Annotated in this window: 21 protein-coding genes; 14 read left to right on the forward strand and 7 right to left on the reverse strand. The window is 68.7% G+C overall.

All coding sequences use genetic code 11. The features are described 5' to 3' along the window. Positions 1-3: 3 nt before the first annotated feature. The 12 genes from LQ772_RS08205 (at position 4) to LQ772_RS08260 (ending at position 13,154) form a co-directional block, all read left to right on the forward strand. Positions 4-633 carry a glutathione S-transferase family protein gene (locus tag LQ772_RS08205; RefSeq protein ID WP_231325652.1) on the forward strand — a complete coding sequence of 210 codons (630 nt, stop codon included), beginning with the start codon at positions 4-6 and terminating at the stop codon, positions 631-633. Between the two features lie 88 nt (positions 634-721). Next, positions 722-1,768, forward strand: a complete 1,047-nt coding sequence (locus LQ772_RS08210) for a DUF1993 domain-containing protein (RefSeq protein WP_231325653.1) — start codon at positions 722-724, stop codon at positions 1,766-1,768. Between the two features lie 31 nt (positions 1,769-1,799). Then, the gene (locus LQ772_RS08215) at positions 1,800-2,177 is read left to right on the forward strand and encodes a TraR/DksA family transcriptional regulator (RefSeq protein ID WP_231325654.1); all 378 of its coding nucleotides are present in this window, start codon (positions 1,800-1,802) and stop codon (positions 2,175-2,177) included. Next, positions 2,174-2,545 carry a DNA-binding protein gene (locus tag LQ772_RS08220; protein WP_231325655.1) on the forward strand — a complete coding sequence of 124 codons (372 nt, stop codon included), beginning with the start codon at positions 2,174-2,176 and terminating at the stop codon, positions 2,543-2,545. Before LQ772_RS08215 ends, LQ772_RS08220 begins: the two co-directional genes overlap by 4 nt. Further along, positions 2,526-2,801 carry a hypothetical protein gene (locus LQ772_RS08225; RefSeq protein ID WP_231325656.1) on the forward strand — a complete coding sequence of 92 codons (276 nt, stop codon included), beginning with the start codon at positions 2,526-2,528 and terminating at the stop codon, positions 2,799-2,801. Before LQ772_RS08220 ends, LQ772_RS08225 begins: the two co-directional genes overlap by 20 nt. A 237-nt stretch (positions 2,802-3,038) precedes the next feature. Further along, positions 3,039-4,322: an ergothioneine biosynthesis protein EgtB gene (gene egtB, locus LQ772_RS08230; RefSeq protein WP_231325973.1), complete on the forward strand. Its 1,284-nt coding sequence runs from the start codon at positions 3,039-3,041 to the stop codon at positions 4,320-4,322. Between the two features lie 202 nt (positions 4,323-4,524). Beyond that, positions 4,525-6,807 (forward strand): nitric-oxide reductase large subunit, encoded by a 2,283-nt coding sequence (locus LQ772_RS08235; protein ID WP_231325657.1) that lies wholly within the window; start codon positions 4,525-4,527, stop codon positions 6,805-6,807. A gap of 191 nt (positions 6,808-6,998) precedes the next feature. Continuing rightward, positions 6,999-7,403 carry a SirB2 family protein gene (locus LQ772_RS08240; protein WP_231325975.1) on the forward strand — a complete coding sequence of 135 codons (405 nt, stop codon included), beginning with the start codon at positions 6,999-7,001 and terminating at the stop codon, positions 7,401-7,403. Beyond that, positions 7,400-9,343, forward strand: a complete 1,944-nt coding sequence (locus tag LQ772_RS08245; protein WP_231325658.1) for a pyridoxal phosphate-dependent decarboxylase family protein — start codon at positions 7,400-7,402, stop codon at positions 9,341-9,343. Before LQ772_RS08240 ends, LQ772_RS08245 begins: the two co-directional genes overlap by 4 nt. Before the next feature lie 8 nt (positions 9,344-9,351). Further along, on the forward strand, positions 9,352-10,461 hold the full coding sequence (locus LQ772_RS08250; protein WP_231325659.1) for a PLP-dependent cysteine synthase family protein: 1,110 nt from the start codon (positions 9,352-9,354) through the stop codon (positions 10,459-10,461). After that, positions 10,440-11,543 carry a GGDEF domain-containing protein gene (locus LQ772_RS08255; RefSeq protein WP_231325660.1) on the forward strand — a complete coding sequence of 368 codons (1,104 nt, stop codon included), beginning with the start codon at positions 10,440-10,442 and terminating at the stop codon, positions 11,541-11,543. Before LQ772_RS08250 ends, LQ772_RS08255 begins: the two co-directional genes overlap by 22 nt. 129 nt (positions 11,544-11,672) lie before the next feature. Continuing rightward, positions 11,673-13,154: a UbiD family decarboxylase gene (locus LQ772_RS08260; protein ID WP_231325661.1), complete on the forward strand. Its 1,482-nt coding sequence runs from the start codon at positions 11,673-11,675 to the stop codon at positions 13,152-13,154. Positions 13,155-13,338: 184 nt separating this feature from the next. Here the strand turns inward: LQ772_RS08260 and LQ772_RS08265 are convergent, their stop codons facing one another. Continuing rightward, entirely contained in the window at positions 13,339-13,623 is a 285-nt protein-coding gene (locus LQ772_RS08265; protein WP_231325663.1) for a hypothetical protein, read from the reverse strand. Between the two features lie 203 nt (positions 13,624-13,826). Further along, entirely contained in the window at positions 13,827-14,297 is a 471-nt protein-coding gene (locus LQ772_RS08270) for a DnrO protein (protein ID WP_231325665.1), read from the reverse strand. Positions 14,298-14,338: 41 nt separating this feature from the next. Between LQ772_RS08270 and ubiU the strand changes: the two genes are divergently transcribed. Together ubiU and LQ772_RS08280 are read left to right on the forward strand one after the other, a co-directional pair. Next, positions 14,339-15,451, forward strand: coding sequence for a ubiquinone anaerobic biosynthesis protein UbiU (ubiU, locus tag LQ772_RS08275; RefSeq protein WP_231325666.1), 1,113 nt, complete (start codon positions 14,339-14,341; stop codon positions 15,449-15,451). 14 nt (positions 15,452-15,465) lie between these two features. Continuing rightward, positions 15,466-16,341, forward strand: coding sequence for a U32 family peptidase (locus LQ772_RS08280; protein WP_231325668.1), 876 nt, complete (start codon positions 15,466-15,468; stop codon positions 16,339-16,341). Positions 16,342-16,362: 21 nt separating this feature from the next. Here LQ772_RS08280 and trhA read toward each other — a convergent pair whose 3' ends face one another. The 5 genes from trhA to nadA form a co-directional block, all read right to left on the reverse strand. Then, on the reverse strand, positions 16,363-17,025 hold the full coding sequence (gene trhA, locus LQ772_RS08285; RefSeq protein WP_231325670.1) for a PAQR family membrane homeostasis protein TrhA: 663 nt from the start codon (positions 17,023-17,025) through the stop codon (positions 16,363-16,365). Then, positions 17,022-18,230, reverse strand: a complete 1,209-nt coding sequence (gene fabB, locus LQ772_RS08290; RefSeq protein WP_231325672.1) for a beta-ketoacyl-ACP synthase I — start codon at positions 18,228-18,230, stop codon at positions 17,022-17,024. The genes trhA and fabB overlap by 4 nt, the downstream gene beginning before the upstream one ends. Then, entirely contained in the window at positions 18,230-18,745 is a 516-nt protein-coding gene (fabA, locus tag LQ772_RS08295) for a 3-hydroxyacyl-[acyl-carrier-protein] dehydratase FabA (RefSeq protein WP_231325674.1), read from the reverse strand. The genes fabB and fabA overlap by 1 nt, the downstream gene beginning before the upstream one ends. Positions 18,746-19,028: 283 nt before the next feature. After that, positions 19,029-20,462: an L-aspartate oxidase gene (locus LQ772_RS08300; RefSeq protein ID WP_231325675.1), complete on the reverse strand. Its 1,434-nt coding sequence runs from the start codon at positions 20,460-20,462 to the stop codon at positions 19,029-19,031. Then, positions 20,462-21,487, reverse strand: coding sequence for a quinolinate synthase NadA (gene nadA / locus LQ772_RS08305; protein WP_231325677.1), 1,026 nt, complete (start codon positions 21,485-21,487; stop codon positions 20,462-20,464). Before nadA ends, LQ772_RS08300 begins: the two co-directional genes overlap by 1 nt. Between the last annotated feature and the right edge of the window lie 7 nt (positions 21,488-21,494).

A 21,494-nucleotide genomic window follows, 5' to 3' on the forward strand; every position in this document is an offset into this window, starting at 1 on the left:
TCCATGCTCGTCGTCCACCACCTCAGCAATTCGCGCTCCCAACGCATCCTCTGGCTGCTGGAAGAACTGGACGTGCCCTACGAGATCAGGTTCTACGAACGCGAAGGGCGAAGCCACCTCGCCCCGGAGGAACTGAAGTCGGTCCATCCGCTTGGGAAATCTCCCGTGATAACCGACGAGGACCGCCCGGTGGCCGAGTCCGGCGCGATCGTCGACTACATCGTCCGCCGCCATGGCCGGGGCAGGCTCGCGCCCCCACCGGACAGCTGGCTCTACGACCAGTACGTGCAATGGCTGCACTACGCCGAAGGATCGGCGGCACTGCCCCTGATCATGAAAGGGTTGACCTCGTACCTGGGAGGCATGTGGCGCCCGCTCAAGGAGCGCGTCGATACCGAGCTGGACACCCACTTGAATTACATCGACCGGAGTCTCGCGGAGCGCGACTACCTGGTGGGAAACGCATTCTCCGCCGCGGACGTGCAGATGAGCTTCATCGGCGAACTGGCGGCGGTCCGGACCGACAGGAGCCGGTTCCCGAACCTCGATGCATGGGTACGCCGGCTCCAGAGCCGCCCGGCCTACCGAGCCGCCATCCGGCGGGGAGGACCCTATGCGCTCGAAGGCGGATGATGAAAAACCGCTGTCTCCGTTCCCGGCAGCGTTTGAAAGTCCACGGCCGTCAACCGGGTGTTCCGGCCATCCAATCGAGAGACTTCCGATGTCCAGCAACATGTATGACGACACGGTCCCCGCGCTGTTGCGGGGGCTTGGCGTCCTTCAGTCGTATCTGCACAAGATGCAGGCGGCCGTGGACGCCGGCCAGTTCAGCGCCGAAGAACTGCTTCAGGCACGCCTGGCGGACGACATGCTTCCCCTCGGCCGCCAGTTCCAGATCGCCAGCGACAACGCGAAGAACGGTCCCGCCCGCCTGGTCGGCCAGGACGCGCCCTGGTTTGCCGACGACGAACGGACGATCGGGGAATACAGCCACCGGATCGAAAAGACGATCGCGTACCTGCGCACATTGACGCCGGAGCTGTTCGAAGGCAGCCAGGCGCGGATGATCGACCAGTCATACCGGCACGCGGGCTCCGCCATGTCCGGAGGGGACTACCTGCGCGCCCTGCTGCTGCCCAACTTCTATTTCCATGTCGCGGTGGCCCACTCGATCCTGCGCCACGAGGGCCTGCGGCTGGGCAAGAGCGACTATCTCGGCGCACTGCCCGGACAGACCACGACTCCGGCCGGCGATGCCCTCGCGATACGGTTCCTGACCCGCCCCGAAAGCATCCAGTGGCTCGCTGACAACGGCCTGCCGGAGGTGCCATCGACTGAAGAGCTTGGAAAGAGCCACTTCCAGTTCGACCTGCAGCCGCTTCCGGTGAGGCTGTCAGACCTGGTCGGCTCGCTGATGGAAGACCTCGGCGCATTCGAGGGCGGATTGCTGCTGCTGGATGACTGGATCTGGGACGACGAGTACGAGGGCGACCCATCTGAACCGTATCGGCAGGCGCACAACGAAGCCCGCCCTCTGAACGAAGTGCCGGGGCTGCTGCTGGGCAAGTCGGCTCGCCAGGACACCGTGGCACTTTTGACCTTGCTCGTGGAGCGCAAGTGGTCCGGCCAGCTCTATTTCGCGCCCGGCGCCACGATCCTGAGGATCGTCGGGGGTGACCGTGCGCATGTATCCACCGCCAATCCGGAAGCAGAACGACTCGTGCGATATCGGCTCGCCGTTTCGGGTGGCGACATTGTGCCGATCTGACGAGCTTTACCCATGCCTACAGGAGGCGACCATGAACAAGCACGAGAACCTCGACGAAGCCTTTATTGCGCGCCAGCGCGAGCGCCTGCTCCAGCTGCGCGCACAGCTCATTGCCGGTGGCGACGCAGCCGGTGAGGAGGAAGACACCTTGCAGATGGCCGCGGGCAGCGAACCCCGGGATTCCGTCGACGACGGCGACCGACTCGAACAGCAGGCCAACGACGAAGCGATACTGGCCCACGACCTGCAGCGGATCGCCTCCATCGACCGGGCGCTGCAAAAAATACGGGAACACACCTATGGCGTATCCGATGGCAATGGCGAACCCATCGATCGCGCGCATCTGGAGGCCGTGCCCGAGGCGGTGTTTACGGTGGAGGAACTGAACGCACGAGCGCGCCAACAATGAAACGCCCGGACGAGCATTCGGGCGTGACCCAGGCCGACGTTGCCGAGGCGGCAGACATGCTCCTGGTCGCCGGGGAACGCCCGAGCCCCGACCGTGTGCGAGCGTTGATCGGCACGGGGTCGCATGACGTTGTCGCGGGGCTCCTGGACGCCTGGTGGGAAGACCTGGGGCGACGCATCATCGGCCCATCGACTGACCCGTGGGCGCCGCCGCCGGAGATCCAGCAGATTGCCGCGACGCTTTGGGTACGGGCCATCGCGCGCTCACGCGCCATGCTGGCCGCTTCTCATGAGGAAGAGCGCGATCGTTTGCTCGGAACGATCGCCCAACTGGAAGCGAGGCTGATGGATGGCGCTTCCGGAAGCTAACGTCGGGACCTCCACCGGAACCTTAGGCATCGCTAGGAAACGCCTCGCGGTGACGGCCGAAATAGCCGACCCGTTGATCCGGCTTCACGGGGGAGCAGAGGTGATTTTCGAGGAGGATTTTTCCGATCGCCTCGAAGGCATGTCCAAGCGCCGCCGCAAGAAATGGCTCGCACGCCGATCGATCCTGTTGCTGGATGAATACGACGACGGCGCGTTCGATACCAACGGCGAACTCGACCCTTGGGAACCCGACTAGGGACGTGCGCCACCGTGGCGGGACGCCACGAAAGGCTGGTGTCCCGGCAAGGACAGGGCGGCCACTGTGGGCCACGCGGTAGTCATCCACCCGCACATGAGGGAACTGTGCGCTTCCAGCATTCTCACGCAGTGTCCAGGAGCCCAAGGTGGTCGTGCCTGGGGTTCTGCCGACCTGATGAAATCCGCGGTCAATCCGGGCGGGCCGACGCCTTCGATGGGGCGAGCGCGCAACCTGATGGAGATGGCGTTTGTGCTTGACTTGAGTGCGGCAAAAGGACTGCTTGAGCAGTTCGCCAGCGTGCGTTCGAAGACGGAGCAACTGGCCGAAGGGCTTTCGGATGCCGATGCCAGCGTACAGTCGATGCCCGATGCCTCGCCCACGAAGTGGCATCTTGCGCACACGACCTGGTTCTTCGAGACCTTTGTGCTGCGTACAGGGGTTGCCGGATACGTGCCGTTTGACCACCGGTATCACTATCTCTTCAACAGCTATTACGAAGCGGAGGGACCACGCCTGGCGCGGCATCTGCGCGGTCTGCTGACGCGGCCGTCCCTTGCCGAGATCATGCAGTACCGGTCCCACGTGACCCAGGCGATCAAGGTCCATTTCGCTTGCCTTCCGCCAAGTCTGCTCGAGCTCATCGAGCTGGGTTGCCACCATGAGCAGCAGCACCAGGAACTGTTGCAAACGGACATCCTCCACCTCTTTGGCAGCAACCCGCTGCTTCCGGCCTGGCATCCCGGGGACATGAGTGCGTCCGGCAACAGCAGCGAGCCTCATGAGCTGCGCTGGGTAACCGGGCGATGTGGCCCGGTGGAAATCGGCCACGATGGTCCAGGCTTCGCCTTCGACTGCGAAACTCCCAGACACACGACATGGCTCTCGCCGCACGCACTCTCCAGCCGGCTGGTGACCAATGCCCAATGGCGCGCGTTCGTGGACGCGGGTGGCTACCGGGATCCGGATCTGTGGTTGTCCGATGGTTGGGCCTGGGTGAAGCAGGATCACATCGAAGCGCCCCTGTACTGGCAGCGCGCCGCCGATGGGCACTGGGGCAGCCAGTTCGGGCCACGAGGTACCGTGGGGCTCGCCGAGCACGCGCCGGTGCGGCATGTCAGCTATTACGAGGCAGATGCCTTTGCACGTTGGGCCGGGGCACGCCTGCCGACCGAGGCGGAATGGGAAGCCGCGGCTGCGCTTCTTGATCCCTTGAAGGGGCCTTTTCTCGAATCCGTGGCACCGGGCATTCCAGAGGACGATACCTCCGACGCGCCCCTTCGCCAGATGTATGGCGAGCTATGGCAGTGGACAGCCTCTGCCTACCTGCCCTATCCGGGATTTCGCCCGGCTGCGGGAGCGGTTGGCGAGTACAACGGCAAGTTCATGTCCGGGCAGTTCGTCCTTCGTGGAGGAAGTTGCGCCACGCCTCGCGGCCACGTAAGGCCGAGCTATCGCAATTTCTTCTACCCCCACCAGCGATGGCAATTCACCGGCGTGCGCCTGGCCAGGAATCTATAGCTGCGCCTGAAGCCAGCTGCCCTCGAGAACACCACCTTATCGAGGGCGGCTGCCTTCCCCGCCCCTGCGCATCGCTCGGGAACGCGCGTGCCCCGGCCCTGCGACAAATCGCCCACTCCCCCGCGCCCTTCCCGCCTGACCTGAATCAAGAGCGCTCCCTGCCCTGCCCCTGACCATGCGCGCGTCCTCAAGGAGACGCGCAATGAGCACCACCCGAAAACTCTGGCTGGGGCTGGCGGCTTTGCTGCTGGCCTCGTTCGCTGTCCTGCTATGGGTCGGCAAGGAAGTCCATCAGCAGGCGCCGCCGCTGCCTTCGGCGGTCGTCACCGCGGACGGCCATACGCTCTACACGCGGGCCGACATCGAGCTTGGCCGGCAGGTGTGGCAGAGCATCGGCGGCCAGCAGCTGGGTTCGATCTGGGGCCACGGCGCGCTGGTCGCGCCGGACTGGAGCGCGGACTGGCTGCACCGCGAAGCGACCACCATGCTCGAGCTGCTTGCCCGTGACGAAGGCGCCGCCTCGTTCGCCTCGCTCGATGCCGGCCGCCAGGCCGCGCTGAAGGCCCGCGTGCAACAGGAAGAGCGCACCAACACCTACGACGCGGCGCACGGCACGATCACCGTGTCGCCGCTGCGCGCGCAGGCGATGGAAGTGGTCGCGCGGCACTACGACAGCCTGTTCAGTAACGACCCGGCCACGCACAAGCTGCGCGAGGGCTACGCGATGCGCGAGAACACCATCGCCGAGATGGAGCATCGCCGCGTCGTCACCGCGTTCTTCTTTTGGACCAGCTGGGCCGCCGCGGCCGAGCGTCCCGGGCACAGCGTGAGCTACACGCAGAACTGGCCATTCGATCCGCTGGTGGGCAACCAGCCCAGCGGCACCACCTTCATCTGGTCGATCTTCAGCATCCTGTTCCTGATCCTCGGCATCGGCCTGCTCGGCTGGCACCATGCGGTGCAGAGCCACAAGGAAAGCCCGGCGGTGCCGCCGGCGCGCGATCCGCTGGCCGACTTCAAGCCCACGCCCTCGATGAAGGCGACCGCCAAGTATTTCTGGACGGTGATGGGCCTTTTCCTCACGCAGATCCTGCTTGGCGCGACCACCGCGCACTACCAGGTGGAAGGCCAGCAGGCCTACGGCTTCGCGCTGGCCAACATCCTGCCCTATGCGCTCACGCGCACCTGGCACACCGAGCTGGCCGTGCTGTGGATCGCCACCGCGTGGCTCGCCACGGGCCTGTACATCGCGCCGGTGATCGGCGGACATGAACCGAAGTTCCAGCGCCTGGGCGTCAATTTCCTGTGGGTGTGCCTGATCCTGATCGTGGTCGGCTCCTTCGCCGGCCAATGGTTCGCGGTGATGGACAAGATGGGCCTGAAGTACAACTTCTGGTTCGGCCACCAGGGCTGGGAATACACCGACATCGGCCGCTTCTGGCAGATCTTCCTGTTCATCGGGCTGATGCTGTGGCTGTTCCTGGTCGGCCGTGCACTGTGGCCGGCGATCAAGCGCCGCGACGAGACCTCCAACATCGTGGGCCTGTTGTTCCTCTCCACCATCGCGATCGGCCTGCTCTATGGCGCCGGCCTGATGTGGGGCGAGCACACCCACATCGCGATGGTCGAGTACTGGCGCTGGTGGGTGGTGCACTTGTGGGTGGAAGGCTTCTTCGAGGTGTTCGCCACCGCGGTGATCAGCTACCTGTTCGTGCGCCTTGGCTTGCTGCGCGTGCACAGCGCGACGGTGAACGTGCTCTTCGCCACCATCGTGTTCATGGCGGGTGGCGTGCTCGGCACCCTGCACCACCTGTACTTCACCGGCACGACCACGGCGGTCATCGCGCTGGGTGCGAGCTTCTCCGCGCTGGAAGTGGTGCCGCTGGCGCTCATTGGACTTGAGGCCTACGACAACTGGAAGAAGCAGCACGCCGCGCCGTGGATGGCGCGCTATCGCTGGCCGATCATCTTCTTCGTGGCGGTGAGTTTCTGGAACCTGATCGGTGCCGGCCTGTTCGGCTTCCTGGTCAACACGCCGATCGCGCTGTACTACATGCAGGGCCTGAACCTGACGGCCACGCACGGCCACACCGCACTGATGGGCGTGTACGGCATGCTCGGACTGGGCCTGATGCTGTTCTGCCTGCGCGGCATCAAGCCGGAGGCGCACTGGCGCGAAGGCTGGCTGAAAGGTGCGTTCTGGTCGCTCAACATCGGCCTGTCGATGATGGCCCTGCTGACCTTGTTGCCGCTGGGCATCCTGCAGCTCGACGCGGTGCTCGACCACGGCTACTGGTTCGCCCGCTCGGAGCACTTCATGGACCGCCCGCTGATCCACCTTCTGGTGTGGATGCGCGTGCCGGGCGACACGCTGTTCGCGGTGGGTGCACTGCTGACCTCCGTGTTCGTGGCCTCGCTGTGGCTCCGTGGGAAACGCGAGCCCAGGGTGGTGCCGCTGCCGCAGGCGGCGAGCGAGAACGCTTGACCGATATCAGGGCGCGCCGCGAGGCGCGCCCTGATCCTTTGGTCGAAGAAAAAAATCCGATCCTGCCGAGCGTCATCCCCGCGAAAGCGGGAACCACTTCGATCTACCTGCAAGCGATTCCGGCTTTCGCGGGAATGACACCCGAAAGACCGGCAGGCCCCGCCCTTACCGAGCCCTGGTTCCGGTTTCCCATGTTCGAGTTCTATCCCCAGATCAAGGCCGTCCACATCGCCTGCGTCCTGCTCAGCGGCGCGCTGTTCGCGATGCGCGGGCTGCTGGTGCAAGCCGGCCGCGCCGGTGCGGCGCACTGGGCGCCGCTGCGCTATCTCAGCTACACGATCGACACCACGCTGCTTACCGCCGCGCTGATGCTGCTGACCATCCTTCCGCGGGGCTACTTCGCCAACGGCTGGTTGACGGTGAAGCTGGTGCTGGTGGTGGCCTACGTCGTGCTCGGCAGTCTCGCGCTCAAACGCGCGCGCACGCCGCGGGCGCGGCGCTTGTTCCTGCTCGCCGCGGTAGCGGCCTACGTATTCGTCCTGGGGATCGCGCGCATGCATCATCCGCTCGGCTGGCTGCACGGTTGGATCGCGTGAACGCCGCCTTCGACCTGCCCCCTGAAGCGCCGCGCGACCACACGCTGGACGCCTGCTTCCTCGGCCCCTACGGCGAGAACGACACGCTGCTGGAGAAGCTGCTGGTCGAGTTTCTGCGCGACCACGTGTACTGGCGACGAAACTTCCACCCGGAAGACCCGCCGGCGATCGCCACGTCGGCCGCCAGCCATCCGGACTACCTCGCCTTCGAATCGCGCATGCGCCGCGAGCTGCACCAGCTTTCGGCGGCGCTGAAGAAGTCGGTGCCGTTCCACAGCCCGCGCTACATCGGCCACATGGCCTCGGACCTGCTGCTGCCCGGACTGGCCGCGCAGATGCTCACCCTGCCCTACAACCCCAACAACGTCAGCGAGGATGCCGCGCCGGTCACCGTCGACCTGGAAGTGCAGGCCGGCTTGCAGCTGGCGCGCATGCTCGGCTACCCGCACGACCCCGCGCGGCCGGACTGCGCGTTCGGCCACCTCACCTCCGGCGGCACCGTCGCCAACTACCAGGCGCTGCGCCTGGCGCTGGCCCTGAAGGCGTTCCCGGTCGCGCTGCGCGCGGCACGGGTGCCGGACCTGGTCCTGCCCGAAGACGACTGGACCGCCTTCAATCTCTCGCCGGCCGCGGCGATCGGCCTGCTTGAGCAGTGGCAGCGCTGGCTGGCCACGCTGGCGTCGCCGGTACGCGCGCAATGGCGTGCATGGGTGGAGGCCGAACGCGTCGAACACCGCGGGCTGGCCGGCTTCTTTGCCGCGCACCCGCAGTTGCGCGTGCCGCGCGTGCTGGCGCCGATCACCGCGCACTACTCCTGGAGCAAGGGCGTCAAGCTGCTGGGACTGGGCCGCGAGAACCTCGAACTGCTGCCCACGCGCGACATGCGGCTGGACGCCGATGCCCTGGGCGAGCGGCTCCAGCGGCTGGTCCGGGCGCGCGAGCCGGTGCTGCTGTGCGTGGCAGTGTTGGGCGGCACCGAATACGGCACCATCGATCCCGTACACGAGGTGTTGGAGGCACGCGAGGCGAGCCGCGCGAGCGGGCTGGATTTCGCCGTGCACGTCGATGCCGCCTGGGGCGGCTACCTCGCCACGGTGTTTCGCCACGAGGACGGCAGCCTGAGGCCACGCGAGGAAGTCGCCGCCGACTACGTGCATTTCCCGGCGCGCGACGTGCATGCCGCGTTCGCCGCGCTGGGCGGTACCGACTCGGTCACCGTCGATCCGCACAAGCTCGGCTACCTGCCCTACGGCGCCGGCGCCTTCGTCTGCCGCGACCACCGCGCCATGGCGTTGCTCGCCGAGCGTGCCGACTACGTCTTCCACGGCGCCACGCCGGCCGACTACCTCGCCCGCTACCGCAACCTCGGCCAGTACATCCCCGAAGGCTCCAAGCCGGGCGCGACCGCCGCCGCGGTCTACGTCACGCACAAGGTGCTGCCGCTGGACCACGCCCACTTCGGCCGCCTGCCGCGCGCCACCCTGCAGGCGGCCGAGGCCTTCCACGCGCGGGCAAAGCGCTGCGCGGACGAGTTGGCCGGCTGCGTGCATGTGCTGGTGCCCTTTGCACCCGACAGCAACCTGGTGTGCCTGGCGCTCAACCCCCACGGCAACCGCGACGCGGCGGCCGCCAACGCCTTCGTGCGCGCGCTGCACGACGAACTGCGCTGCGACGTGCACCAGCCGCTGCAGGTGAAGGAGTTCTTCGGTTCGGTCACCAGCCTGCGCCCGGACGTGCTCGGCCAGGCGCAGACCCGGCGCATCCTGGACGCGCTGGGGCTGGAGCCCTTCGCGCTCGATGGCAACGAAGACTCCCTGCTGATCCTTCGCCACACGTTGATGAACCCGTACCTGATCGATCACGAAAACGGCATCAGCTACATCGACCGCTATTTCGATTACCTCGGACGGCGCCTGCGTGCGCTGGCCGCAGCACGGTGATATCCGCCATGAACCATCCCATCGCCTTGCAGCCGCACCACACCAGCCACGACCGCGCATGGGTGCACGACGCCCTCGCCTCGCTTGCGCAGGAAGCGGCGCGCTCGGCCGATACACACCTGCTCAAGCTTGCCCTGCCCGGCTTTCCCGGGATCGACTTCTACTTCAAGGACGAAGCCGCCCATCCCAGCGGCAGCCTGAAGCACCGCCTGGCCCGCTCGCTCTACCTCTACGCGTTGTGCAACGGCCGGCTGCACGAAGGCCAGCCGGTGGTCGACGCCTCCTCGGGCAGCACCGCAATCTCCGAAGCCTGGTTCGCGCGACTGCTCGGCCTGTCGTTCACCGCGGTGATGCCCGCCTGCACCGCGCCGCGCAAGATCCGCGACGTGCAGGCGCTCGGCGGCCGCTGCGACCTGGTCGAGGATCCCGCGCAAGTGCACGCCCGCGCCGCCGAACACGCGGCGCGCGGCGCCTGCCACCTGGACCAGTTCGGACTGGCCGAGCGCGCCACCGACTGGCGCGGCAACAACAACATCGCCGAGTCGATCATCCAGCAGATGGCGCGCGAGCCGCAGCCGATGCCGGCCTGGATCGTCTGCGGCGCAGGTACCGGCGGCACCTCCGCGACCATCGGCCGCTATCTGCGCTACCGACGCCTCGATACCCGCCTGTGCGTGGCCGAGCCGTCCGGCAGCGGCTTCGTGCAGGGCTGGCGCACGCTCGATCGCGGCGCCGTCGCCAGGCGGCCCACGGTGATCGAGGGAATTGGTCGCCCGCGGGTCGAAGCGGGCTTCCTTTTCGAGGTGGTCGACCACGTGGTCGAGGTGCCGGACACCGCCTCGGTGGCCGCGGCGTGGATGCTCGAGGACCTGCTCGGGCGTCGCTACGGCGGCTCGTCGGGCACCAACCTTGTCGCCTGCCTGCAGTTGGCCGCAGCCATGCGTGCGCGAGGCGAACGCGGCAGCATCGTCAGCCTGCTGTGCGATCCGGGCGAACGCTACACTGAAACCCTGTTCGACCCGGGCTGGCTCGCTGCCCGTTCGATCGACATCGCCCCTGCGCGCGCCGCGCTGGAACGCTGCCTGGCCACCGGTACGTGGACGCACCCACTCGCCTGATCACGGTTCGCGGACTCCCCGCCACACTCGCGGCCAGTGGCCGCATACCACCCGAATGCCGGACCCACGTCGAAGCACTGGTGCGCCTGCGCACCACGACCTTCGCACGGTGGCTGGCGCCGCTCACGCTGGCATGGATACCGCTGGACGTGTTGGCGCTCGGCGCTGCCGACGCTTTGCCCGCACTGGTCTTGCGCCTGGCGCTCGCCGGCGGGTTGCTCGCCTTGTCGCAACATGCCCGGCGACTGCCACGCTTCACCGCCATGTGGCTGCTGCTCGCGCTGCAGGCGGTCGGCTTTGGACTGCTGCAGTGGCGGGTACCGCCGCACGAGGACTCGCTGCGGATCGGTTATGGCCTGTTTCCTTACCTGATGGCCGCACAGCTCGCGCTGTTCCCGCTGCCGTGGTGGCGCAATCTGCTCGCGGCACTGCTCGCAGCCAGCCAGCTCGCCTTGCTGCTTGCCCTGGAAGGTGCGCCTGCCGATGCGTTGCTGTGGAACCGGGTCTGGCTGTTCGGCCTGATCGTGGCCGTCGGCACGTGGACCGGCCAGGCCCAGTTGCGCCTGCTGGTGCGCCTGCTCGCCGCCCGTCGCGACGCCGCGCACGATCCGCTCACTGGCCTGGCCAACCGGCGCCACGCCACCGCCCGCCTGCAGGCGGCCTGTGCGGATGCCGATCGCCGCAACGAGCCGCTGTCGGTGCTGATGCTCGACCTGGATCACTTCAAGCGCGTCAACGACCGTCATGGCCATGCCGGCGGCGACAGCGTGCTGGTGGCGCTCGCCCAGGTGCTCCGGCGGGAGCTGCGCGCCTCCGACCTGGCCGCGCGCCACGGCGGCGAGGAATTTCTCGCCGTGCTGCCTGCCTGTGACCCGACCGATGCGCTGGCGACCGCCGAACGCATCCGCCTGGCTGTCGCAACGATGCACGTGCCGGTGCCCGATGGCGCGGCGCAGGTCACGGTGAGCATCGGGCTGGCGACCCGCGATGCAGGCGAAGGCCCGGAGGCGTTGGTCGCCCGCGCCGATGCGGCGCTGTATCGCGCCAAGGCGTCGGGCCGCAACCGGTGCGTGGTCGGCTAGCCGGCGCGCACCGGTTGCGGCCCGACCGTGTCCCTCCAGGCGGCGCTTCAACGCTCCGACTGACGCGCGTCAAGGCGCCAGGCTCCCATGCCGGCGAGCCTCGCACCACCACACGCCACCGACGCCGCCATGAGCCACCACGACCTGCGCTCCTTCCTCGCCCAGCTCGAACGCCAGCACCAGCTCGCCCGCGTGCAGGCGCCGGTCGATCCGCACCTGGAAACCACCGCGCTCTGCCACCGCGCCCTGCGCGAAGGCGGACCGGCGCTGCTGATGGAACACCCCGTCGGCTCGGACCACGCCTTCCTCGGCAACCTGTTCGGCCACCGCCGCCGCATCGAACTGGCCCTCGCCGGCCGGCCGATCGCCAGCCTGCGCGAGCTGGGCCAGTTGCTCGCCTCGATCAAGGAACCGCGCTGGCCGGCCAACCTGCGCCAGGCGCTCGCCAACTGGCCCGAACTGGCGCAACTGGCGCACGTCGCGCCGCGCCACGTCGACGAGGCGGCCTTCCTGCACGAAACGGTCGAGGCCGAGGACGTCGATCTCGCCCGACTGCCCATCCAGCACTGCTGGCCGGGCGACGCGGGACGGCTGGTCACGCTGGGGCTGGTGGTCACCCGCGGCACCACCAAGCGCCGGCAGAACGTGGCGATCTACCGCCAGCAGGTGATCGGCCGCAACCGCGTGATCATGCGCTGGCTGCCGCACCGCGGCGGTGCGCTGGACTATGCCGACTGGCGCATCGATCGCCCGGGCCAGCCCTTCCCCGTGCTGGTCGCGATCGGCGCTGATCCCGCCACGCTGCTTGCCGCCGTGGCGCCGGTGCCGGACACGCTTTCCGAATATGAATTCGCTGGCCTGCTGCGCGCCGAACGCACGCGCCTGTGGCGCAGCGACCTGACCGGGCTGGATGCGCCCGCCGGCGCCGAGATCCTGCTCGAAGGCTTCATCCACCCGGACGACACCGCGCTGGAAGGTCCGTTCGGCGACCACACCGGCTACTACAACGCACAGGACCACTTCCCCGTGCTCACCATCGAGCGCATGCACCTGCGCCAGGACGCGATCTACCACGGCAGCTACATGGGCCGCGCGCCGTTCGACGAGCCTTCGGTGCTGGCGATGGCGTTGAACGAGATCTTCGTGCCGATCCTGCAGAAGGTGTTCCCCGAGATCGTCGACTTCCATCTGCCGCCGGAAGCCTGCTCCTACCGCGTCGCGGTGGTCGCCATCGGCAAGCAGTACGCCGGCCACGCACGGCGCGTGATGATGGGCGTGTGGTCGTACCTGCGCCAGTTCACCTACACCAAGTTCGTGATCGTGGTCGATGCCGACGTCGACGTCCGCGACTGGTCGCAGGTGATCTGGGCCATCGCCACGCGGGTGGATCCGGCGCGCGACACGATGCTGGTGGAGAACACCCCGATCGACTACCTCGATTTCGCCAGCCCGGTCGCGGGCATGGGCTCCAAACTCGGCATCGACGCGACCAACAAGTGGCCGGGCGAGACCAGCCGCGCGTGGGGCATGCCGATTGCGCCGGATGCGGCGGTGGAGGAGCGCGTGGATGCGTTGTGGCGCGCACTCGGCGCCCATGCCGGGAATCGCTAGAGCGGCTGCGGGACAGGTTGCCCAAGGCACCGCGCAGCGAATTCCGCGATCGTGGACGCGGCTTCAAGCGGCTTGTGCGGGGCGCCGGCCGACAATACCGGTGGCATGAAGGTGGACTGCGCTATCGACCTTGTCAGGCGCGTACTGCCGCCGGTTCCCCGGACGCCCTGGCTGGCGCCTGCGGCTACGTGGCCGCCAGCACCGCGAGCGCTTCGCGCAGTTGCGGCTGCAGGGCGTTCCAGGCGCTTTCCCATTGCCCCTCGCGTGGCCTGGCCTGCCCGAACCGCAGCAGCATGGCGTGGGCGTTTTCCAGCCGGTCGCGCAAGGCATGGTTCTCGGCCAGCACGCGTTCGTGCTCGTCCTTGCCGACCATGAAGACCTTGCGGTCCTTGCACACGCCGATGCACGGCTGCGGGGCTTCGATCCTGCCGCAGCCGATGCATTGCCATACCTGGGTGTAATCGGTCATCGGTCTTCGCACCTTTCATTCGCGGGTGCGATGCTCGCGCCGGACGGGTGCGCCGGTCCTGATGCAGGTCAGGCGCGCCCGTGGCGTTTGTTCGGCCCCGCCGTGGCAGGGGCTGAAGGCCGTCCTGCGACGCGGCGCGGCCAGGGTGGGCGTCAACCCGCCATCCCTCTTCCGCACTGGCGTTTCGCAACCCGCGCTTACGCTCAGTGCGCGTGCCCGCCGGCCACCGCCCAGCCCGGGTCGTCGAAGTACCGCGGATAGTCCGCCACCGCGTTGCGCATGGCCTGCACCTGCGCCATGTCCCGCGGATCGGTCTTTAGCTTCTGCGCGGCGCCGAGCAGGGGCACCAGCATGCCGTGCAGCACGGCGTCCTGTTCCGGCGCGAGCTTGCACTTGGCGAAGATGTCGGTAGTCGCCTGTTCGATCAGGCCGACGCGATCCAGCGCCATGGTCGCGTCCATGTGGCCCATTTCGTAGTGGCGCAGCTCCTCCAGCGCGGTGTGGATGCGCCCCATGCCATCGCGCAGCGCCGCATCGGCGGCCCACCGCTGCACCGGCGGCGCCACCGCCTGGGTGACGTGCGCGTGCGCGGCGTGGTCGTGCTGGGCTCGGACGGCACCCGGGGCCACCGCGAGGGCGCCGAGCAGGACGATGGACAGCTTCGTCAAGGACATGAGGCAAGCTCCTGCATGCGGCGGATGCCGCTTCAGGAGCGATGGTAGCGATCGGCTACGGGCGTGCCTTGATCCGCGACAAACTGATCCACGTCAACGCCGCGTCCGCTTCCGGCGACCACGATGCGCGCACTTCCACGGATACCGAGGTGCGCATGCAACTGGTCTGTCCCGCCGGCAACCTGCCGGCCCTGCAGGCGGCGATCGCCGCGGGCGCCGATGCGGTCTACGTGGGCTTGCGCGACGAAACCAACGCCCGCGCCTTTCCCGGCCTCAACTTCTCCGATGCGGAGCTGCAGCAAGGCATCGCCCATGCCCACGCCCACGGCCGCAAGGTCTACCTGGCGCTCAACACCTACCCCGACAGCGCGAGGCTGGCGCAATGGCACGCAGCGGTCGACAAGGCCGCGGTGCTGGGCTGCGATGCGATCATCGCGGCCGAACTGGCGGTACTGGATTACGCCTCGCGCACGCACCCGGCGATGGCGCGGCACCTTTCCGTGCAGAGTTCGGCCACCACTGCGCCCGCGCTGCGCTACATGCACGAGCGCTTCGGCATCAGCCGCGCGGTGCTGCCGCGTGTGCTCTCCATCCAGCAGGTCGAGCGGCTGTGCGAGACCAGCCCGGTGCCGCTGGAGGTGTTTGCCTTCGGCAGCCTGTGCATCATGGTCGAGGGGCGCTGCCAGCTCTCCAGCTATGTCACCGGCGCTTCGCCCAACCGCCACGGCGTGTGCTCCCCGGCGAAGTACGTGCGCTGGGACGAACACGACGACGGGCGCCGCAGCGTGCGCCTCAACGATGTGCTGATCGACAGGTTCGAGCCGTCCGAACCGGCCGGTTACCCGACCGTGTGCAAGGGCCGCTTCGACGTCGGCGGCGAAACCTTCCACGCGCTGGAGGAGCCGACCAGCCTCAACACGCTCGAACTGCTCCCGCGCCTGGCCAAGGCCGGCGTCGCCGCCCTGAAGATCGAGGGCCGCCAGCGCGGCGTGGCCTATGTCACCGCCGTCACCCACACCTGGCGCGATGCGCTGGATCGCTACCGCGCCGCTCCCGATGCCTGGTCGGCGCAGCCTGCATGGCAAACGGCACTGACCCGCCATGCCGAAGGCCACCAGACCACCCTCGGTCCCTACCACCGCCGCTGGCACTGACGCAGGAGCAGCGCATGAAACTCAGCCTCGGGCCGCTGCAGTATTTCTGGCCGCGCGAACGCACGCTGGCCTTCTACCGGGAAGCCGCGCATTGGCCGGTCGACGTGATCTACCTGGGCGAGACGGTGTGCAGCAAACGCCGGGAACTGGCTACCCGCGACTGGATCGACCTGGCCACGGAACTGGCCCGAAGCGGCAAACAGGTCGTGCTTTCCTCGCTCGCGCTGATCGAGGCCGAATCGGAGGTGGGCGTGGTCAAGCGACTGGTGGCCGAAGGCTACGGCTGGATCGAAGCCAACGACCTGTCCGCCGTGCAGGTCTGCCGCGAACGCGGGGTGCCGTTCGTCGCCGGTCCCACGCTCAACGTCTACAACCACCGCGCACTCGCGCTCCTGATGGACGACGGGCTGCGCCGCTGGGTGCCTGGCGTCGAACAGGGCCATGCGCTGATCAGCGAACTGCGCAACGCGATGCTGGCCGAAGGCGGCGCGATGCCGGAGGTGGAAGTGATCGCCTTCGGTCGCCTGCCGCTGTCGTTCTCCGCGCGCTGTTTCACCGCCCGCGCGCTGGACGTGCCCAAGGACCAGTGCGGCTTCCGCTGCATCGACTACCCCGACGGCCTGCCCCTGGCCACCCGCGAAGGCAAGCCCTTCCTGCGCATCAACGGGATCCAGATCCAAGGCGAGGAGATCACCGACCTGGGGCCGGAGCTGCCGATGCTGCGCGAACTGGACGTGGACGTGCTGCGGCTCTATCCGCAGGCGGAGGGGATGGCCGAGGTCGTGGCGCACTTCCATCTGGCCCGGCGCTCGCCGCAACCGCCCCCGCGAATCGGGGCGCGCAACGGGTACTGGTTCGGAGAGCCGGGGATGCAGGTGGCTGGAGCCTGACTGCCTGCGCCCCGCGCCCGATCAGTGGGCGTAACGCCACACCGCGAAGTAGTGGCAGCCGGTGCCGGCGAGCACGAACAGGTGCCAGGCGAAATGGCTGTAGCGCAGCTTCTCGTGCAGCAGGTAGAACACCACGCCCACGGTGTAGGCCAGGCCACCGGCAAGCAGCCAGGCCAGCCCGCCGGGGGCCATGTGCTGCCACAGCGGGCGGATGGCGGCCAGTGCAAGCCACCCCATCGCCACGTACAGGCCGGTGGAGAGGCGATGGAAGCGTGCGCCGACCAGCAGCTTGAAGATCACGCCAGCCACCGCGAGCGTCCAGATCACGGCGAGCAGCGCCCAGCCGACGCCGCCGCGCAGAACGCCCAGCGCGATCGGCGTGTAGGTTCCGGCGATCAGCAGGTAGATGGCTGCGTGGTCGAACCGTCGCAGCATCGACTTGGCGCGTGCATGCGGGATGGCGTGGTACAGGGTTGACGCCAGGTACAGCACGATGGCGCTGCCGCCGAACACCGCCGCGCCGAGCACCGGCAGCGCACCGCCGCGCCGCAGCGCGTCCAGGATGAGCAGCGGCAGGCCCGCGATCGCCAGCAGCAGGCCCAGCCCATGGCTGATGCTGTTGGCGATCTCCTCGCCGGTGGTCGATGCGCGGGCGAGCTTGCGGATGCGCCGCGGGAGGTTCATACCCGCGCGAACACCAGGCTGGCGTTGGTGCCGCCGAATCCGAAGCTGTTGGACATCACCGTCGCCAACCGCGCCGGGCGGCTTTCGCGCAGGATCGGGAAACCCTGGGCGCGCTCATCGAGCGTGTCGATGTTCGCCGAGCCGGCGACGAAGCCGCCGCGCATCATCAGCAGGCTGTAGATCGCCTCGTGCACGCTGGCAGCACCGAGCGAATGGCCGGTCAACGCCTTGGTCGAGGACAGCGGGGGCATCGCCTCGCCGAACACTTCGCGCATCGCGTTGAGCTCGATGATGTCGCCCAGCGGCGTGGCGGTGCCGTGGGTGTTGACGTAGTCGACCGGCCGCTGGAGGTCGGCCAGCGCCATCTGCATGCAGCGCACCGCGCCCTCCCCGCTCGGCGCCACCATGTCGGCGCCGTCGGAGGTTACGCCGTAACCGACCAGCTCGGCGTGGATGTGCGCGCCGCGTGCCCTGGCGTGCTCGTAGTCCTCCAGCACCAGCATGCCGCCACCACCGGCGATGACGAAGCCGTCTCGGCCCGCGTCGTACGGGCGCGAGGCGGCGGTGGGCGTGTCGTTGCGGCCACTGGCGAGCGCGCCCATCGCGTCGAACTGCGCGGTCATGCCCCAATGCTCCTCTTCGCCGCCGCCAGCGAAGACCACATCCTGCGCGCCGTGGCGGATCAGGTCGGCGGCCGCGCCGATGCAATGCGCCGAGGTGGCGCACGCCGCCGCGATCGAATAGCTCAGCCCCAGGATGCCGAACGTGGTAGCGAGTGTCGCCGACACCGTGGAACACATCGTGCGCGGCACCATGTACGGGCCGACGCGACGCACGCCCCTCTCGCGCAGCAGGTCCGCGGTCTCGATCTGCCAGTGCGCCGAGCCGCCGCCCGAGCCGGCCACCACGCCTGTGCGCGGATGGCTGACCTGCTCGTGCGTCAGACCGGCATCGGCGATGGCCGAGCGCATCGATACGTAGGCGTAGGCTGCCGCGTCGCCCATGAAGCGGCGCAGCTTGCGGTCGATCGCCGCCTCCAGGTCGATGTGCGGCACCCCGGCGACCTGGCTGCGCAGGCCGCGGGTGGCGTAGTCAGGCATCGCGCGGATGCCGCTCTTCATGTCGCGCAAGGCGCGCGCGACGGTGTCCGCCACGTTCCCCAGGCAGGAGACGATGCCCATTCCGGTGACCACTACGCGACGCATCAGAGGTTCTCCGTCGACTGGAACAGGCCTACCCGCATGTCGGTCGCCACGTAGATCAGGCGGTCGTCGACGAAGGTCTTGCCGTCGCTCACCACCAGGTTGAGCTTGCCGCGGACCACGCGGCGCACGTCGATCTCGTAGCGCACCAGCTTCGCGCTCGGCAGCACCTGGCCGGTGAACTTCACCTGCCCCACGCCCAGCGCACGGCCACGGCCGGGTTCGCCCAGCCACGGCAGGAAGAAGCCGGAGAGCTGCCACATCGCGTCGAGTCCGAGGCAGCCGGGCATCACCGGGTCGCCGGCGAAATGGCAGCCGAAGAACCAGAGCTCCGGATGGATGTCCAGCTCCGCGCGCAGCACGCCCTTGCCATGCGCGCCGCCGTGGTCGTCGACGTGCGTGATGCGGTCGAACATGAGCATCGGCGGCGACGGCAGGCGCGCGTTGCCGGGGCCGAACAGTTCGCCGCGGGCGCAGGCAAGCAGTTGTTCGCGATCGAACGAGGAAGGACGTGTCATGGAGAGTTCTTCGGTGGAGGTGGAGAGAGTCTGGGCAGCGACCTGCGCGGCGGCCTTGATTCGGGTCAAGGGGGCGTCGGGTGTGCGGTTTGGTCGCATGGGGGTGTGAGGCGGGGCGTCCCTTCCCCTTCGGGCACCTTCCCCGCGGAACGGGAGAAGGCCCGGATTCGGAATGTTCCGCTTTACCGCTCCTCCCGGAGCATCGCGATGCCGCGCTATCGATCCTTCCCCGCTTGCGCGGGAATGTTCCCGAAGGACGAAACGGCAATACCTTGCCGGAGCGCTACGCCGCCAGCGCATCCCTCCGGCAATGCGCACCAAGGCTCTCGGTCCGCCGCAGGGCTGCCAGCAACAACGCCTCGGCCAACCTCGCCTGCCAGCCATGCCAGAGTCCGCACAGGCGTAGCGCGTCACGCAACGCGGCGGCATCGCGCTGTGGGCCGGCGGCGGTCCACATGCGCTGGCGCAGCGCCGTCAGCGTGTCGGCATCGAGCGACGGACCCCGCTCGATCCAGCGCATCGCGCCCTGCCCGCGCTTTGCCCATGGCAGCGTCGCCAATCGCGTGCCCAGCCGCCGTCCGCAGGCCACGCCTTCGAGCAGCGAGTTGCTGGCGAGCCGGTTGGCGCCGTGCACGCCGTTGCACGCCACCTCGCCCACCGCGTGCAGGCCCGGCACGCCGGTGCCGCCGTCGAGGTCGGTGGCCAGGCCGCCCATGTGGAAGTGGACGGCGGGCGTCACCGGGATCGGCGCGGTGCGCGGATCGATGCCGTGCTCCAGACAGGCGGCTAGCACGGTCGGAAAGCGACCGGGCCAGTCGGTGACGGCGGTGGCATCGAGCCAGGCGCCTCCCTCCTGGCAGGCCATCCACACGCGCCGGGCAACCACGTCGCGCGGCGCGAGGTCGCCGAGCGGGTGCACGCCGTCCATCAGCGGACGGCCATGCGCGTCGCGCAGCCGCGCGCCGGCGCCGCGCAGCGCTTCGGTGACCAGCGGCAGGCTCTGCAGCTGCGGCAGGTCGAGCGCGGTCGGGTGGAACTGCACGAACTCCAGGTCGCGCGCCGCGGCCCCGGCGGCCAGGCCGAGGGCGAGACCGGCGCCATCGGCGCCGGCCGGATTGCTGGTGCGTGCGAACAGGCTGCCGATGCCGCCGGTGGCAAGCACCACGTGGGCGGCGTGATGGGTTTCCTCGCGGCCGCGCTCGTCGCGCGTGCGCAGGCCGGCCACGCGGTCGTCCCGCCACAACAGGGCTTCGACGTCGACACCGCCGCGCCACTGGATGTGCGAGGTGCGTTGCGCCTGCGTGCGCAGCGCGCGAACCAGCGCCGCGCCGGTGGCATCGCCGCCGGCATGCACGATGCGCGGCAGGCCGTGGCCGCCTTCGCGACCGAGCCGCAGCGTACCGTCCTGATGGCGATCGAATGCCACGCCCTGCGCGGCAAGCCAGTCGACGGTGAGTGGCGCCATGTCGGTGAGCCAGCGCACCGCGGCCGCATCGTTATGGTGGGCGCCGGCCGCCAGCGTGTCGCGTGCATGCGCGGCGGGACTGTCTGCCGCATCCATCGCCGCGGCGATGCCGCCCTGGGCCAGTGCGCTGGCGCTGCCCGTGCCCTCGTGCGCCCGGCACAACAGGCGCACCGGCCGCGGCGCGGCGGCGAGCGCGGTGGAAAGGCCGGCGACGCCCGCTCCGACGATCAGCAACGGCGCGTCGGCGCGCATCACACGGTCTCGCGCCGGCCCACTGCCAGCATGCGTTCCAGCGCGCGACGGGCACGCGCGGCGATGTCGGCGGGCACCTCGACCGCATGTTTCATGTCGCGCAGCGCGGCGTGGATGTTGGGCAGCGTGATGCGCTGCATGTGCGGGCACAGGTTGCACGGCTTGATGAACTGCGTCGCCGGGAACCGCGTGCGCAGATTGTCGGCCATCGAGCATTCGGTGATCAGCGCCACGCGCTCGGGCTTCTCGCGCTCCAGCCAGCGACCCATGGCGCTGGTCGATCCGACGAAGTCCGCCTCGGCCAGCACCTCGGGCGGGCATTCGGGATGCGCCACCAGCTTCGCGTCGTAGCGCTCGCGCGCATGGCGCGCCTCCTGCGCGGTGAACTTCTCGTGCACCTCGCACTGGCCGTGCCAGAGAATCAGCTCGACCTCGGTCTGCGTGGCGACGTGGCGGCCGAGGTAGCGGTCGGGCAGGAAGATCACCCGCCCGCAGTCCATCGCCTCGACCACCTGCACCGCGTTGGCGGAGGTGCAGCAGGCGTCGGACTCCGCCTTCACCGCGGCGGACGTGTTGACGTAGCTGACCACCGGCACCCCGGGGTATTGCTTACGCAGCGCGCGCACGTCGGCGGCGGTGATCGACGAGGCGAGCGAGCAGCCGGCTTCGAGGTCCGGGATCAGCACGGTCTTGCGTGGCGCCAGGATCTTCGCGCTCTCGGCCATGAAGTGGACGCCGCACAGCACGATCAGGTCGGCCTCGCAGTCCGCCGCCGCCTGCGCCAGGGCCAGCGAATCGCCGGTGACGTCGGCCACGCCGTGGAAGATCTCCGGCGACTGGTAGCTGTGCGCCATGATCACCGCGCCGCGCTCGCGCTTGAGCGCGTTGATCGCGTCGATCCACGGCAGGTGGAGCGGCAGCTCCAGGCAGGGCAGCAGCGGTTCGAGCCGCTGCACCAGTTCGGCGTACTCGTGTTCCAGGCCGTCGCGCCAGGCAGGCGCGGTGGCGGCGGTTCGCGGGGACATGGCGATC

Origin of the sequence: Frateuria edaphi (assembly GCF_021117405.1) — a bacterium.
In the GTDB taxonomy this organism is placed as follows: Bacteria; Pseudomonadota; Gammaproteobacteria; order Xanthomonadales; family Rhodanobacteraceae; genus Frateuria_A; species Frateuria_A edaphi.

Excerpts from the sequence above, each read along its gene's own strand:
- LQ772_RS08210 (WP_231325653.1), top strand. The coding sequence starts at position 722 with ATGTCCAGCAACATGTATGACGACACGGTCCCCGCGCTGTTGCGGGGG.
- LQ772_RS08205 (WP_231325652.1), top strand. The coding sequence starts at position 4 with ATGCTCGTCGTCCACCACCTCAGCAATTCGCGCTCCCAACGCATCCTC.
- LQ772_RS08240 (WP_231325975.1), top strand. The coding sequence starts at position 6,999 with ATGTTCGAGTTCTATCCCCAGATCAAGGCCGTCCACATCGCCTGCGTC.
- LQ772_RS08300 (WP_231325675.1), bottom strand. The coding sequence starts at position 20,462 with ATGCGCGCCGACGCGCCGTTGCTGATCGTCGGAGCGGGCGTCGCCGGC.
- fabA (WP_231325674.1), bottom strand. The coding sequence starts at position 18,745 with ATGACACGTCCTTCCTCGTTCGATCGCGAACAACTGCTTGCCTGCGCC.
- LQ772_RS08280 (WP_231325668.1), top strand. The coding sequence starts at position 15,466 with ATGAAACTCAGCCTCGGGCCGCTGCAGTATTTCTGGCCGCGCGAACGC.
- LQ772_RS08215 (WP_231325654.1), top strand. The coding sequence starts at position 1,800 with ATGAACAAGCACGAGAACCTCGACGAAGCCTTTATTGCGCGCCAGCGC.
- LQ772_RS08250 (WP_231325659.1), top strand. The coding sequence starts at position 9,352 with ATGAACCATCCCATCGCCTTGCAGCCGCACCACACCAGCCACGACCGC.
- fabB (WP_231325672.1), bottom strand. The coding sequence starts at position 18,230 with ATGCGTCGCGTAGTGGTCACCGGAATGGGCATCGTCTCCTGCCTGGGG.
- trhA (WP_231325670.1), bottom strand. The coding sequence starts at position 17,025 with ATGAACCTCCCGCGGCGCATCCGCAAGCTCGCCCGCGCATCGACCACC.
- egtB (WP_231325973.1), top strand. The coding sequence starts at position 3,039 with ATGGAGATGGCGTTTGTGCTTGACTTGAGTGCGGCAAAAGGACTGCTT.
- LQ772_RS08265 (WP_231325663.1), bottom strand. The coding sequence starts at position 13,623 with ATGACCGATTACACCCAGGTATGGCAATGCATCGGCTGCGGCAGGATC.
- LQ772_RS08260 (WP_231325661.1), top strand. The coding sequence starts at position 11,673 with ATGAGCCACCACGACCTGCGCTCCTTCCTCGCCCAGCTCGAACGCCAG.
- ubiU (WP_231325666.1), top strand. The coding sequence starts at position 14,339 with ATGGTAGCGATCGGCTACGGGCGTGCCTTGATCCGCGACAAACTGATC.
- LQ772_RS08220 (WP_231325655.1), top strand. The coding sequence starts at position 2,174 with ATGAAACGCCCGGACGAGCATTCGGGCGTGACCCAGGCCGACGTTGCC.
- nadA (WP_231325677.1), bottom strand. The coding sequence starts at position 21,487 with ATGTCCCCGCGAACCGCCGCCACCGCGCCTGCCTGGCGCGACGGCCTG.
- LQ772_RS08225 (WP_231325656.1), top strand. The coding sequence starts at position 2,526 with ATGGCGCTTCCGGAAGCTAACGTCGGGACCTCCACCGGAACCTTAGGC.
- LQ772_RS08235 (WP_231325657.1), top strand. The coding sequence starts at position 4,525 with ATGAGCACCACCCGAAAACTCTGGCTGGGGCTGGCGGCTTTGCTGCTG.
- LQ772_RS08270 (WP_231325665.1), bottom strand. The coding sequence starts at position 14,297 with ATGTCCTTGACGAAGCTGTCCATCGTCCTGCTCGGCGCCCTCGCGGTG.